We start from the raw sequence: 12,439 nt of genomic DNA, 5'->3' as shown, positions 1-12,439 counted from the left end.
CGAACCATGACGCCGGACCTTCTCTCAAGCCTGTCGCTCTCGACGCCAGAGCTGATCCTCGCCATCGGCGCCTTGGCGCTGTTGATGCTCGGCGCCTATTCGCGCGCCAACACCACTGTCACGGTGAGCGGCCTTGCCGTCGCCGTGCTGGTGATCGCCGGCGCCTGGCTGGTCTTTTCGCCGGGACAGGGCAACGCCTATAGCGAAGCCTTCATCCAGGATCCGTTCGCCCGCTTCATGAAGGTGCTGGCGCTCGTCGGCTCGGCGGTGACGCTGGTCATGTCGGTCCGCTTTGCCCAGGCGGAGCGTTTCGACAAGTTCGAATATCCGGTGCTGATCCTGCTCTGCACGCTCGGCATGATGCTGATGATCTCGGCCAACGGCATGATCGGGCTCTATCTCGGCCTCGAGCTGCAATCGCTGGCGATCTACGTGCTGGCGGCGATCAATCGGGACAATCTGCGCTCGACCGAGGCCGGGCTGAAGTATTTCGTCCTTGGCGCCCTGTCGTCGGGCATGCTGCTTTACGGTATCTCGCTGGTCTACGGCTACACCGGCAACACCGGCTTCCAGGAGATCGCCACGGCGCTGAGCGGCGGTGAGCGCCAGCTTGGGCTCGTCTTCGGCCTGGTTTTCGTGCTGGCCGGCCTTGCCTTCAAGATCTCGGCGGTGCCGTTCCATATGTGGACGCCCGACGTCTATGAAGGCGCGCCGACGCCGGTGACGGCTTTTCTGGCGGCGGCACCGAAGATGGCGGCGATGGCGCTGATGGTGCGCGTCACCATGGGCGCCTTCAAGCCGATCGCCGCCGACTGGCAGCAGATCATCGTCTTCATCTCGATCGCCTCGATGGCGCTTGGTGCCTTTGCGGCCATCGGCCAGACCAACATCAAACGGCTGATGGCCTATTCCTCCATCGGTCATATGGGTTATGCGCTGGTCGGCCTTGCCGCGAACAGCCAGGATGGCGTGCGCGGCGTCGCCATCTACATGCTGATCTATCTGGTGATGACGCTCGGCACCTTCGCCTTCATCCTCGCCATGCGGCGCAAGGAGGGCAATGTCGAGCAGATCAGCGATCTCGCCGGCCTGTCGGCGACCAATCCGATCATGGCGACGATCCTCACCATCCTGATGTTCTCGCTGGCCGGCATCCCGCCGCTCGCCGGCTTCTGGGGGAAATGGTACGTGTTCCTCGCCGCCATCAATGCCAACCTCTACGCGCTGGCGATCATCGGCGTGCTCGCCTCTGTGGTGGGCGCCTACTATTATCTGCGTATCATCAAGATCATGTGGTTCGACGAACCGGTCGGCGGCTTCGTGCCGATGGCGTCCGAACTGCGCGTCGTGCTCGGTGTCTGTGGCGCCTTCGTGCTGTTCTACGTGCTGATCGGCGGCCCGATCGGAACCTACGCCGCAGCCGCGGCCAAGACCTTCTTCTGACGGAATGACTTTCAGGCTGGCTCCAACCGCGGCTTCGGACGGGTTCCGGCTCGAGGCGCACGACACGGTCGGCTCCACCAACGCGCTGGCGCTGGAGCATGCACGGGCCGGCGATCCGGGCAAACTCTGGGTCGTCTCCAAAAAGCAGGAAGCCGGGCGTGGCCGCCGTGGCCGCGCCTGGGCGACGCCCGAGGGCAATCTGGCAGCGACGTTGCTGGTGATCACCAACACCGAGCTTCGGCTTGCCGCGACGCTCGGCTTCGTTGCCGGACTGGCGCTGGCCGACGCGCTCGACGCTGTCGTGCCGAAGGGCAGGATCGCGATCGGCCTCGATGGTGCGAGCCAAGGCAAGAACCGTTTCGAACTGAAATGGCCCAACGATGTGCTTGCCTCGGGCGCCAAGCTCGCCGGCATCCTGCTGGAATCGGCGATGCTGGATGGTGGCCGTTCCGCGGTGGCTGTCGGTGTCGGCGTCAACGTGGTGGCATACCCTGAGGATTTGCCTTATCCAGCGACGTCGCTCAGCGCGCTGGGGTCTGCTTGCGATGCCGAGACGCTGTTCCTGGCGCTGTCGGATACATGGAGCGAGAATGCGCGGCTGTGGAACGAAGGGCGCGGGCTTGCCGCCGTCAGGCGGCGGTGGCTGGCGCGTGCGGCGGGGCTTGGCGGGCAGGTTGCTGTCAGAATTGACGGTAATGTGGTGCGCGGCACCTTCGAGACCATTGACGAGGACTGCCGTTTCGTGATCCGCGACGATCAAGGTTCGGTTCTGACGATCGCCGCCGGCGACGTGCATTTCGGCGCGGTTGCCTCGGCCGGCGTTTGACTGGCCAATACGTTTGACTGGCCAGGTATTTGACCAGCTTGAATTTGACCGGCCGACAATTTTGACCGGCCGACAATTTTGACCGGCCCACAATTTTGACCGGCAAGGAAGGAAAGACCATGGCGATAGCGGAAAACGCCGAACTTGTCTTCGTGCCGCTCGGCGGTGTCGGCGAGATCGGCATGAACTTCGCCCTCTACGGCTATGGGCCGGCCAATGCGCGCGAATGGATCGTGGTCGACGTCGGCGTCACTTTTCCCGATGCAACCCTGCCCGGCGTCGACCTGGTTCTGCCCGACACGCGTTTCATCGAGGAGAATGTCGCCAATCTGCGCGGCATCGTCATCACCCATGCGCATGAGGACCATTACGGCGCGCTCCACGACATCTGGCCGAAGCTCAAGGCGCCGGTGTGGATGACGCCGTTCAGCGCCGGCCTGCTGGAAGCCAAGCGGCAGGGCGAGCAAGGGGCGCCGAAGATCCCGGTGACGATCTACCGGGCCGGCGAGAAATTCACCGTCGGCCCGTTCGAGATCGAGGCCATCCCTGTTGCGCACTCCATTCCCGAACCGATGTCGCTGGCGATCACGACGCCGGCCGGCGTCGTCATCCATACCGGCGACTGGAAGATCGATCCGGCGCCGACGGTCGGGCCGATGACCGACGAGGCGCGCTTCCGAGCCTATGGCGACAAGGGTGTGCTGGCGCTGGTCTGCGATTCCACCAATGCGATGCGGGAAGGGGAATCGCCGTCCGAAGTGGCGGTGGGCGAGGGCCTCAAGAGCGTCATCCAGAACGCCAAGGGCCGGGTCGCCGTCACCAGCTTCTCCTCCAATGTCGGGCGTATCGTCTCCATCGCCAAGGCGGCGCGGGATGCCGGCCGCCAGTGCCTGGTGATTGGCCGCTCGATGAAGCGCGTCATCGATGTGGCTGATGAACTCGGCTATATGGACGGGTTGCCGGAATTCATCGCCGAGGAGGATTACGGCTTCATCCCGCGCGAAAACCTCGTCATCATCTGCACCGGCAGCCAGGGCGAGCCGCTTGCCGCACTTGCCAAGCTGTCGCGCGACGAGATGAAGTCGGTGGCGCTGACGGCCGGCGACACGGTGGTGTTTTCCTCGCGCACCATTCCCGGCAACGAGAAGGCGATCCTCGAAATCAAGAACCGCCTGATCGATCTCGGCATCAAGATCATCGAGGACGGCGATGCGCTGGTGCATGTCTCCGGCCATCCACGCCGCAGCGAATTGCGCAAGATGTATGAATGGGTGCGGCCGCAGATCGGCGTTCCCGTGCATGGCGAAGCGGCGCATCTGGTGGCGCAGGGCTCGCTGATGTCGACGTCCGGCATCGGCCAGGTCGCGCAGGTGCGCGACGGCGACATGCTCAGGCTGTATCCGGGTGCCGCCGCCATCATCGACCAGGTGCCGTTCGGCCGCATCTACAAGGACGGAAGGCTGATCGGCACCGACCAGGCGATGGGCATTCGCGACCGCCGCAAGCTGTCCTTTGCCGGCCATGTCGCCGTCAATGTCGTGCTCGACGACAAATACGAGCTTGCCGGCGATCCCGATCTCGTCGCCATCGGCGTCGCCGAGGCCGACGGCAGCGGCGAGAGCCTGGAAGACCTGATGATCGATGCGGCAATCGGCGCCGTGGACTCCATCCCCCGCCAGCGCCGAAAAGACCTCGACCTGGTCCAGGAGGCAGTGCGGCGCGCGGTGCGCGGCGCGGCCAACGAAGCCTGGGGCAAGAAGCCGCTGGTGACGGTGTTCGTCACGAGGTGACGAACAAGGGAGTAGGGGAGTAGGGCAGTAAGGGAGTAGGGAAGTAGGAGGTAGGAGCGCAAACAGATGCACTTCTAGATCCTTTTTTCCCTACTCCCCTACTGCCTTACTCCCCTACTCCCCTAACCCGGGAGTACGCTATGCTCGGACGCCTCAACCATGTCGCGCTTGCGGTGCCGGATCTGGCCGCGGCTGCGGCGGTCTATCGCGATACGCTTGGCGCTCGCGTGACCGCGCCGCAGGCGCTGCCGGAGCATGGCGTTACGGTGGTGTTCGTCGACGTCGGCAACACCAGGATCGAGTTGCTCGAGCCTCTCGGCGAAGCCTCGCCGATCGCCGCATTCCTCGCGAAGAATCCGTCCGGCGGCATGCACCATGTCTGCTATGAGGTGGACGACATTGTTGCGGCGCACGACCGTCTCAAGGCCAGCGGCGCGCGCGTGCTGGGCGACGGCAATCCGAAGATCGGCGCACATGGCAAGCCGGTATTGTTTCTGCACCCCAAGGATTTCTTCGGCACGCTGGTCGAACTGGAGCAAGCATGAGTTGGGTTTCGTTTGTCGCCCTGTTCTTCGCCACATGGTGGGTGGTGTTGTTCGCCGTCCTGCCGTTCAGCATGCGGACGCAGGACGAGGATCGGGACGTGACGCTTGGCACGGTTCCGAGCGCACCGCGCGGACCGCACATGCTGCGCGCGGCGCTGCGCACGACGATCGTCACGCTGGTCCTCATGGGTATCTTCTACGGCATCACGAGAGGGCTTGGCCTCGGTATCGACGACATCCCGCACATCGTGCCGGATTTCAACCAGAGCCCAGCGCATTAGCCGGCTACCTACCGTGTCCGACTATCCCAGCCTAGCCGAGGCTCTGAAATCAAGCTGAGCCAGCAAGGTCAATCCAAAGTAAAGGCCGGGGCGGGTTTGGGCTGACGCAACGTCATGTAGTTTGGTAATCTGTCGTGCTAACCAGATGATTGCACAAAAAAAATGCAAGGCGCGAGGCCTTGCAATTTAAACGCGTCCGATCTGTTTCCGGTGTCCGGCGGCAGCGAGTTACCGCGCCTAGATCGCATCCTCCCAAGACTTTGACCGCGTAGGAGGGCAGATTTTTCTCTACCCTCTCGGTTATGGGGGCACACTAGCCTAAGGCGGGTGAAAATGTCACGAAGAATTTTGCCCGGAAACAGGCAATCTCGTGCTGCAGTGCACAATAGTACGGCAGGCGTTGCTTGCGAAACGCCCAGCAAGCCGCGTGCGGCAATTGCGGCGCCTGTGCAGCGCTTGGGCCGGGTTTCCATTCCGCCATGAAATGGCTATGAAGCCGGGGCAAGCAAGCCTGCGCTGCGCCGATTCCGGCGCCGCCATCCTCTCTCACGGACCAGTCCATGCGTTTGTCGCGCTATTTCCTGCCCATTCTCAAAGAAAATCCGCGCGAGGCCGAGATCGTCTCGCATCGGCTGATGCTGCGCGCCGGCATGATCCGCCAGCAGGGGCAGGGCAGCTTTTCCTGGCTGCCGCTCGGCAAGCGGGTGCTGGACAAGGTCTGCCGGATCATTCGCGAGGAGCAGAATCGCGCCGGCGCACTCGAAATCCTGATGCCGACCATCCAATCGGCCGAGCTGTGGCGCGAAAGCGGCCGCTATGAAGACTACGGCAAGGAGATGCTGCGCATCAAGGACCGGCAAGACCGCGATATGCTCTACGGGCCGACCAACGAGGAGATGGTCACCGAGATATTCCGCTCCTATGTCAAGTCCTACAAGGACCTGCCGCTCAACCTCTATCATATCCAGTGGAAGTTTCGCGACGAGGTGCGCCCGCGCTTCGGCGTCATGCGTTCGCGCGAGTTCCTGATGAAGGACGCCTATTCCTTCGACCTCGATTATGAAGGCGCCAAGGCCGCTTATAACCGCATGTTCGTGTCCTATCTCAGGACGTTTACGCGCCTGGGGCTGCAGGCCATTCCGATGCGCGCCGACACCGGGCCGATCGGCGGCGACCTCAGCCATGAGTTCATCATCCTGGCCGACACCGGCGAGAGCCAGGTGTTTTGCCATCGCGACTATCTCTCGCTTGAGGTGCCGGGGGCGGATACCGATTTTTCGAACGACGCCGAGATCGGCGGCATCGTCAAGACGTGGACGACGCCCTATGCCGCCACCGACGAAATGCATGACGAGGCGGCATGGGAAAAGCTCTCCGAAGGCGACAGGGTCTCGGCGCGCGGCATCGAGGTTGGGCATATCTTCCATTTCGGCGACAAATATTCCAAGCCGATGGGCGCCAAGGTGACCGGGCCGGACGGCAAGGATCATTTCGTTTCTGGCGGTTCCTACGGCATCGGCCCGTCCAGGCTGGTCGCGGCGATCATCGAGGCCAGCCATGACGATAACGGCATCATCTGGCCGGAGGCGGTGGCACCGTTCGATGTCGGCCTGATCAACATGAAGGCTGGCGATGCCGAATGCGACCGCGTCTGCCGCGAGCTGAATGCCGCCTTTGCCGCCGCCGGCAAGGAGGTGCTCTACGACGACACCGACCAGCGGCCGGGCGGCAAGTTCGCCACCGCCGACCTGATCGGGCTCCCGTGGCAGGTGATCGTCGGGCCGCGTGGTGTCGCCGCCGGCGAGGTCGAAATCAAGAACCGCAGGACCGGCGAGCGCGAGACGCTGCCGATCGGCGACGTGAAAAAGCGTTTCGGTGCCGCCGTATGAGTGAAGCGGCAGCAGCCAAACCTTCGGCGGCAGGACCCTTTTCCGGCTTCGAGCGCATGGTGGCGTGGCGCTATCTGCGCTCGCGCCGCAAGGAGACGGTGATCTCGGTGATCGCCTCGATCTCCTTCCTCGGCATCATGCTGGGCGTTGCCACGCTGATCGTCGTCATGGCGGTCATGAACGGCTTTCGCGCCGAACTGCTGACGCGCATCCTTGGCGTCAACGGGCACCTGATCGTGCAGCCGCTCGACATGCCGCTGGAGGACTATGACCAGGTCGCCGGCCGCATCAACGGCGTGCCCGGCGTCAAATATGCCATTCCGCTGATCGACGGGCAGGTGCTGGCGCAAGGCAATGTCGGCGGCGGCACCGGCGCGCTGGTGCGCGGTATACGCGGCGAGGATCTCGGCAAGATCACGATCGTCGCCAACAACATCAAGGCGGGCTCGATCGTCGGCTTCGACACCGGCGAGGGAGTCGCCATCGGCAGCCGCATGGCCGAGAATCTCGGCCTTGTGCTCGGCGATACCATCACGCTGATCTCGCCCGAGGGCGACGTCACGCCGCTCGGCACGACGCCGCGCATGAAAGGCTATCCGATAACCGCGATCTTCGAGGTCGGCATGTCGGAATATGACAGCTCCATCGTCTACATGCCGTTTTCGGAAGCGCAGCTTTATTTCAACATGGACGGCAGGGCGCAGACGATCGAGATCTACGCCGACAATCCCGACAATATCGACGCGCTGAAGCCGAAGGTCGAAGAGGCGGCGCAACGGCCGATCACCCTCGTCGATTGGCGGGAGCGTAACAAGACGTTTTTCGACGCGCTGCAGGTCGAGCGCAACGTCATGTTCATGATCCTGACGCTGATCGTGCTGGTGGCGGCGCTCAACATCATTTCGGGCCTGATCATGCTGGTGAAGGACAAGGGCCACGACATCGCCATCCTGCGCACCATGGGCGCCACGCGCGGCGCGATCCTGCGCATCTTCCTGATGACCGGGGCTGCGATCGGCGTTGTCGGCACCATCGCCGGCGTGCTGCTCGGCATCGTGATCTGCCTCAACGTCGAGCGCATCCGCCAGTTCTTCTCCTGGCTGGCCAACGAGCGGCTGTTCAATCCCGAGCTTTATTTCCTGAGCCAGCTGCCGGCGCGCATGGATGCCAGCGAGACGATCTCGGTCGTTCTCATGGCTTTGGCGCTGTCGTTCCTGGCGACACTGTTTCCGGCGTGGCGCGCTGCCAGGCTCGATCCGGTCGAAGCGCTGAGGTACGAATGATGGCCGAGGCCATTATCGAGCTGAAGAGCGTCGAACGCCATTATGTACAGGGGCCGCGCAAGCTGACCATCCTGAACGGCGCCGATTTTTCGCTGAAGCGTGGCGAGATGGTGGCGCTTGTGGCGCCGTCGGGCACCGGCAAGTCGACGCTGCTCCACACGGCCGGGCTGCTGGAGCGACCGGACGCCGGCGACGTGATCCTGGCGGGGCGCGCCTGCGGCCGGCTTTCCGACGACGAGCGCACGGCGATCCGCCGCAACGATGTCGGCTTCGTCTACCAGTTCCATCATTTGTTGCCTGAGTTTTCTGCGCTGGAAAACATCATGATGCCGCAGCTGATAAAAGGGCTGCCGCGCAAGGAGGCGGCCGAGCGGGCGGCGCAATTGCTCGACTATATGCAGATCGGCAAGCGGGCACAGCATCGCCCCTCCGAGCTCTCCGGCGGCGAGCAGCAGCGGGTCGCCATTGCGCGTGCCGTCGCCAATGCGCCGCTGGTGCTTTTGGCCGACGAGCCGACCGGCAATCTCGACCCGGTGACCGCTTCCTATGTGTTCGAGGCGCTGGCAGCACTGGTCCGGCAATCGGGCCTGGCGGCGCTCATCGCCACCCACAATCACGAGCTCGCCTCGCGCATGGACCGCCGCGTGACGCTGTCCGACGGCAAGGTTGTGCCGCTTTAGGGTGCGCTGCAATTGAGGCGATGACGGCCCGCGAGCTGCCGTGCGCCGTCCCGCCGCTTTCGCGCGCCTGTCGGCCCCGAAACGCTCGGCATCTCCTTCTCAACCCTTTCTTAACCCTGTCGAAATGACCGAGCGCAATTCGGGTGACGCCCGGACTGCGATCGTTGACATTCGAACAAAATTAGAACAAAATACGAACATACTAACAACAGGAGAGAGTTATGACCGATCTTGTTCAGGATGTCGTCTCGCTGGTGTGCATGAGCACGTTCCTCATTTCCATGGCAATCTGGATCGGCGCGATGTGAGGATTGAGCTCAAGGGCGGGCTCGATGCTGATGAGCGAGGGCCGCCTTCGCATATTGGCGCAGGCATTGGGCGAGTGTTTCAGCCGGCCTTGCGGGACACTTCGACAGGCGACACCGCGGCGGGCCCGAACACGTCCTCGAAAGCGGATTTCAGCGCCAGGTCGAGGTCGGCCATGGTCACGGGAAGGCCGAGGTCGACAAGGCTGGTGACGCCGTGATGCTGGACGCCGCACGGCACGATGCCGCTGAAATGGCTAAGGTCCGGCTCGACATTGATGGCGATGCCGTGAAAGCTCACCCAGCGCCTCAGCCTGATGCCGATGGCGGCGATCTTGTCCTCGGCCGCCGAGCCGTCGGGCAAAGCGGGGCGGTCCGGCCGAACCACCCAGACGCCGACGCGGTCCTCGCGGCGTTCGCCGCGTACGTTGAAGGCGGCCAGCGAGCCGATGATCCATTGTTCGAGTGCGGCGACGAAGGCGCGGACATCCTCGCGCCGCCGCTTCAGGTCGAGCATGACGTAGGCGACTCGCTGGCCCGGCCCATGATAGGTGTATTCGCCGCCACGCCCGGCGGCAAAGACCGGGAAACGGTCCGGCTCGATCAGGTCCTCGATGCGGGCGCTGGTGCCGGCGGTGTAGAGCGGCGGGTGCTCGACCAGCCAGACCATCTCGCCGGCGGCGCCGCTGCGGATTGCCTCGGCGCGCGCCTCCATCACGGCGAGCGCATCGGGATAGGCGGTGAGCCCGGGCTCGATGCGCCATTCGACCGGCGCCGAGCCGGGCAAGGGCAGGAACGACGTGGCGATCTGGCTGCGTTCTGTCATGATATCTCGTCTCGCCACTCATATGGCGGCAATCGGTACAAACGTCCAGTTCCGGCACGTTCGGCCCTTGAAGAGTTATGCCGATGTCCGGCCGATTATTGCTGGCCGCGCACTTGTTTCACCGGAAACGATTTGCTACACGCCGCGGGCCGGTTGGTTCCGGCTCCTACCACGTGCGGTCGTGGCGGAATTGGTAGACGCGCAGCGTTGAGGTCGCTGTGGGGCAACCCGTGGAAGTTCGAGTCTTCTCGACCGCACCATCAAATTCGTGAACTTGGCCCTCTAAGCCATTGAAACTCCAGTCCGGCAGAGCACCCGTTGATGAGGGCGCTTGGCGTTCTTGCCGAAATGCGATACAATTTGGGATACAAACTGAGATACATCGCGAGTTTGGCCCATGCGAAAAGAGGCCGTCGCAGAGCCCGCCAGAGACCCGGATCGCTACCTCGTCCAGCGCGACGGAATTTTCTATTATCATCGGCGAATGCCCGCCAAGATGGTCGGCATCGACGATCGCGGCAGGTTCATTCGCAAGTCCCTGGGAACGGACGAACGCCGCCTCGCACGTGCCATGCGCGACAAGCTCGAAGACGCGGACAAGACCCTGTGGGCGGTGCTTCTTTGCGGCGGCGAGACAAGGTCAGCACTCGATCAGTATCGCGACGCCGTTCGCCGGGCTGAAGCCATGGGCGTTTCCTACCTTTCAAATGGACAGGTGGCAGGCTTTCAGAATGTCGATTCAATTTTAAAGCGTGTCGAGGCGCTGGAGCGCGTTCAAGCGGCCCCCGCGGTCGCCGACGCTCTCCTCGGCGGGGTGCAGGTGCCGCCGGTCAAAGTCTCCAAAGCTTTTGATCTCTACGCCGATGAGATCATGGCCCATGAAGTCGCGGGTAAGAGCCAGTCGCAGCGCCGAATGTGGAAGAAGGTAAAGCAGAGAGCCGTAAACAATTTCGTTGCCCTGGTTGGTGACAAGCCGATCGGCGACGTCACGCGTGAAGACGGACTGACCTTCTACCGGTTCTGGCTCAAGCGCATCGCGCCGCCGCCAGACATCGGAGCCGCGACACATTCGGCGTCTGCCGGCAATCGAGACCTCGGCAACATGCGGGATCTCTACAGGCGTTATTTCGCTCATTTGGGCGAGGAACAAAAAGGCACCCCATTCGATGACCTCCGCTTTTCGGAGCGTGGCAAGCGCCGTCGTAAACGGCCGTCATTCGAACCCAAATGGATAACCGATCAGATCATGAGGCCGGGCGCTTTAGCATCCCTGGATGCTCAAGCGCGTCGCTGCGTTCTGGCGCTGATCGAGACAGGCACACGCCCAAGCGAGATATGCAATCTTGATGAGACCGTGATCTTCCTTGACACGCCGGTTCCGTATGTTCGCATTACCCCACGAGAGGACGCCGATGATCCGCGCGAGATCAAGACCGAATGGTCAGTGCGAGATGTACCGCTGGTAGGCGTCGCGCTGGAAGTTTTTAAGAAAAATCCGCAGGGCTTTCCGCGCTACCGCAATCGTGAAGAGGCGCTTTCTGCAAACCTCAATAAATTCTTTAAAACACACAAACTTTTCCCGACACCGAAGCACAAGATTTATTCCCTCCGGCACAGTTTCGAGGATCGTATGAAGGAGGCAGGTATCGACAGCGAGCTTCGCAAAATCTTGATGGGCCATACGATAGAGCGTGTAGAGTATGGTACGGGCGGATCGTTGCAATGGCGACGAGACGAACTCAAAAAAATTGCTTTGCCTTTCGATCCCGAGATCGTTTGAGCCGTTCCTGGACGCGCAGCATTGCGCCCATCTCTGCAATCAATTTCTTCTTCTCCCGTTCAAGACGCTCGTAAATCGGGAGATACGCTCGTCCTTTGTTGCCAGCCTTGTGGATAGCTAGGGCGAGCGTATCCAGAGCGCGGTCAATTCTGTCTAAGGTCACGGGCTCAGGAACAGTGCTTACCTGTGGCAGAACACAGGTCATTGTCTGTCCCGTCTGTTTCCTGTTCGGCGATGACACAGACGAGATAATGGCAGCAGGCGCAGGTGAGAAAAGCGGTTTGCCTCCCGCATCGTGCAGCGGCGATACTTCGACGTAGAAATCGGAAAACACGCTTGCGGCAACTCTGCACTGTCAGATGCAGCTAGCCACATCCGGCCACATGAATTGCTGAGCGGACTCAGACGGGTCGATGCCCTTGAACCGGACACGAGACCGAATCGATCCGCAGGCTGTCGGCGGGCCGGAATGCCTCATCCGATCCGACCAAACCGATCGGAGGACGCAGGCAATGCCGGATTTGGTGGGCTATAATTACCTGAGGAGAGGCAATCAGCTGATCCGGATCAGTGCGTGGGAGCGCGAGTATCTCGGGAGGTCGCTTATGATTACCTTATCATTAGCATTCCTCGATATTGCGGCACCTTTGGGGTGAGTTTGACAAGCTTCACACGGCGATCGCTTGGCAGGAAATCGGTCATGAGATTCGTGTCGGTTCAATGATGGGCGGGACCAACTGCGCCGAAAGCGAACAAATTCGAATACTTAATGTAAAGTCTTGGGTCATGCT

Annotated in this window: 10 protein-coding genes and 1 tRNA gene; 10 read left to right on the top strand and 1 reads right to left on the bottom strand. The window is 62.2% G+C overall.

The annotated features are described in order from the left end of the window. Window positions 1-6 precede the first annotated feature (6 nt). From nuoN to NKI70_RS16715, 8 genes are all read left to right on the top strand, one after another. Entirely contained in the window at window positions 7-1,443 is a 1,437-nt protein-coding gene (gene nuoN / locus NKI70_RS16750; protein ID WP_352589712.1) for an NADH-quinone oxidoreductase subunit NuoN, read from the top strand. 4 nt (window positions 1,444-1,447) lie between these two features. Beyond that, the gene (locus NKI70_RS16745) at window positions 1,448-2,269 is read left to right on the top strand and encodes a biotin--[acetyl-CoA-carboxylase] ligase (protein WP_352589715.1); all 822 of its coding nucleotides are present in this window, start codon (window positions 1,448-1,450) and stop codon (window positions 2,267-2,269) included. Between the two features lie 119 nt (window positions 2,270-2,388). Then, window positions 2,389-4,059 carry a ribonuclease J gene (locus tag NKI70_RS16740; RefSeq protein WP_352589718.1) on the top strand — a complete coding sequence of 557 codons (1,671 nt, stop codon included), beginning with the start codon at window positions 2,389-2,391 and terminating at the stop codon, window positions 4,057-4,059. 140 nt (window positions 4,060-4,199) lie between these two features. Then, the gene (gene mce, locus NKI70_RS16735) at window positions 4,200-4,604 is read left to right on the top strand and encodes a methylmalonyl-CoA epimerase (RefSeq protein ID WP_023676614.1); all 405 of its coding nucleotides are present in this window, start codon (window positions 4,200-4,202) and stop codon (window positions 4,602-4,604) included. Next, on the top strand, window positions 4,601-4,885 hold the full coding sequence (locus NKI70_RS16730) for a DUF1467 family protein (RefSeq protein ID WP_023676613.1): 285 nt from the start codon (window positions 4,601-4,603) through the stop codon (window positions 4,883-4,885). The genes mce and NKI70_RS16730 overlap by 4 nt, the downstream gene beginning before the upstream one ends. A gap of 560 nt (window positions 4,886-5,445) precedes the next feature. Next, the gene (proS, locus tag NKI70_RS16725) at window positions 5,446-6,774 is read left to right on the top strand and encodes a proline--tRNA ligase (protein WP_352570374.1); all 1,329 of its coding nucleotides are present in this window, start codon (window positions 5,446-5,448) and stop codon (window positions 6,772-6,774) included. Further along, the gene (locus NKI70_RS16720) at window positions 6,771-8,057 is read left to right on the top strand and encodes a lipoprotein-releasing ABC transporter permease subunit (RefSeq protein ID WP_352458234.1); all 1,287 of its coding nucleotides are present in this window, start codon (window positions 6,771-6,773) and stop codon (window positions 8,055-8,057) included. Before proS ends, NKI70_RS16720 begins: the two co-directional genes overlap by 4 nt. After that, complete coding sequence (locus tag NKI70_RS16715; RefSeq protein WP_023676610.1) at window positions 8,054-8,737, top strand: ABC transporter ATP-binding protein; 684 nt, start codon at window positions 8,054-8,056, stop codon at window positions 8,735-8,737. The genes NKI70_RS16720 and NKI70_RS16715 overlap by 4 nt, the downstream gene beginning before the upstream one ends. A gap of 387 nt (window positions 8,738-9,124) precedes the next feature. Here NKI70_RS16715 and lipB read toward each other — a convergent pair whose 3' ends face one another. Further along, window positions 9,125-9,868, bottom strand: coding sequence for a lipoyl(octanoyl) transferase LipB (gene lipB, locus NKI70_RS16710; protein ID WP_023676608.1), 744 nt, complete (start codon window positions 9,866-9,868; stop codon window positions 9,125-9,127). A 175-nt stretch (window positions 9,869-10,043) separates the two neighbouring features. Between lipB and NKI70_RS16705 the strand changes: the two genes are divergently transcribed. Both NKI70_RS16705 and NKI70_RS16700 read left to right on the top strand, forming a co-directional pair. Further along, window positions 10,044-10,128, top strand: a tRNA-Leu gene (locus tag NKI70_RS16705). Between the two features lie 137 nt (window positions 10,129-10,265). Further along, on the top strand, window positions 10,266-11,648 hold the full coding sequence (locus tag NKI70_RS16700) for a DUF6538 domain-containing protein (protein WP_352458233.1): 1,383 nt from the start codon (window positions 10,266-10,268) through the stop codon (window positions 11,646-11,648). Window positions 11,649-12,439 lie beyond the last annotated feature (791 nt).

Source organism: Mesorhizobium sp. M0500, from assembly GCF_040321165.1.
In the GTDB taxonomy this organism is placed as follows: Bacteria; Pseudomonadota; Alphaproteobacteria; order Rhizobiales; family Rhizobiaceae; genus Mesorhizobium.
This window is presented reverse-complemented; position numbering and strand designations above follow the sequence as displayed.

Bases quoted from the DNA above. Each gene is read 5' to 3' on its own strand.
- mce (WP_023676614.1), top strand. From the start codon at position 4,200: ATGCTCGGACGCCTCAACCATGTCGCGCTTGCGGTGCCGGATCTGGCC.
- NKI70_RS16715 (WP_023676610.1), top strand. From the start codon at position 8,054: ATGATGGCCGAGGCCATTATCGAGCTGAAGAGCGTCGAACGCCATTAT.
- lipB (WP_023676608.1), bottom strand. From the start codon at position 9,868: ATGACAGAACGCAGCCAGATCGCCACGTCGTTCCTGCCCTTGCCCGGC.
- proS (WP_352570374.1), top strand. From the start codon at position 5,446: ATGCGTTTGTCGCGCTATTTCCTGCCCATTCTCAAAGAAAATCCGCGC.
- NKI70_RS16730 (WP_023676613.1), top strand. From the start codon at position 4,601: ATGAGTTGGGTTTCGTTTGTCGCCCTGTTCTTCGCCACATGGTGGGTG.
- nuoN (WP_352589712.1), top strand. From the start codon at position 7: ATGACGCCGGACCTTCTCTCAAGCCTGTCGCTCTCGACGCCAGAGCTG.
- NKI70_RS16720 (WP_352458234.1), top strand. From the start codon at position 6,771: ATGAGTGAAGCGGCAGCAGCCAAACCTTCGGCGGCAGGACCCTTTTCC.
- NKI70_RS16745 (WP_352589715.1), top strand. From the start codon at position 1,448: ATGACTTTCAGGCTGGCTCCAACCGCGGCTTCGGACGGGTTCCGGCTC.
- NKI70_RS16700 (WP_352458233.1), top strand. From the start codon at position 10,266: ATGCGAAAAGAGGCCGTCGCAGAGCCCGCCAGAGACCCGGATCGCTAC.
- NKI70_RS16740 (WP_352589718.1), top strand. From the start codon at position 2,389: ATGGCGATAGCGGAAAACGCCGAACTTGTCTTCGTGCCGCTCGGCGGT.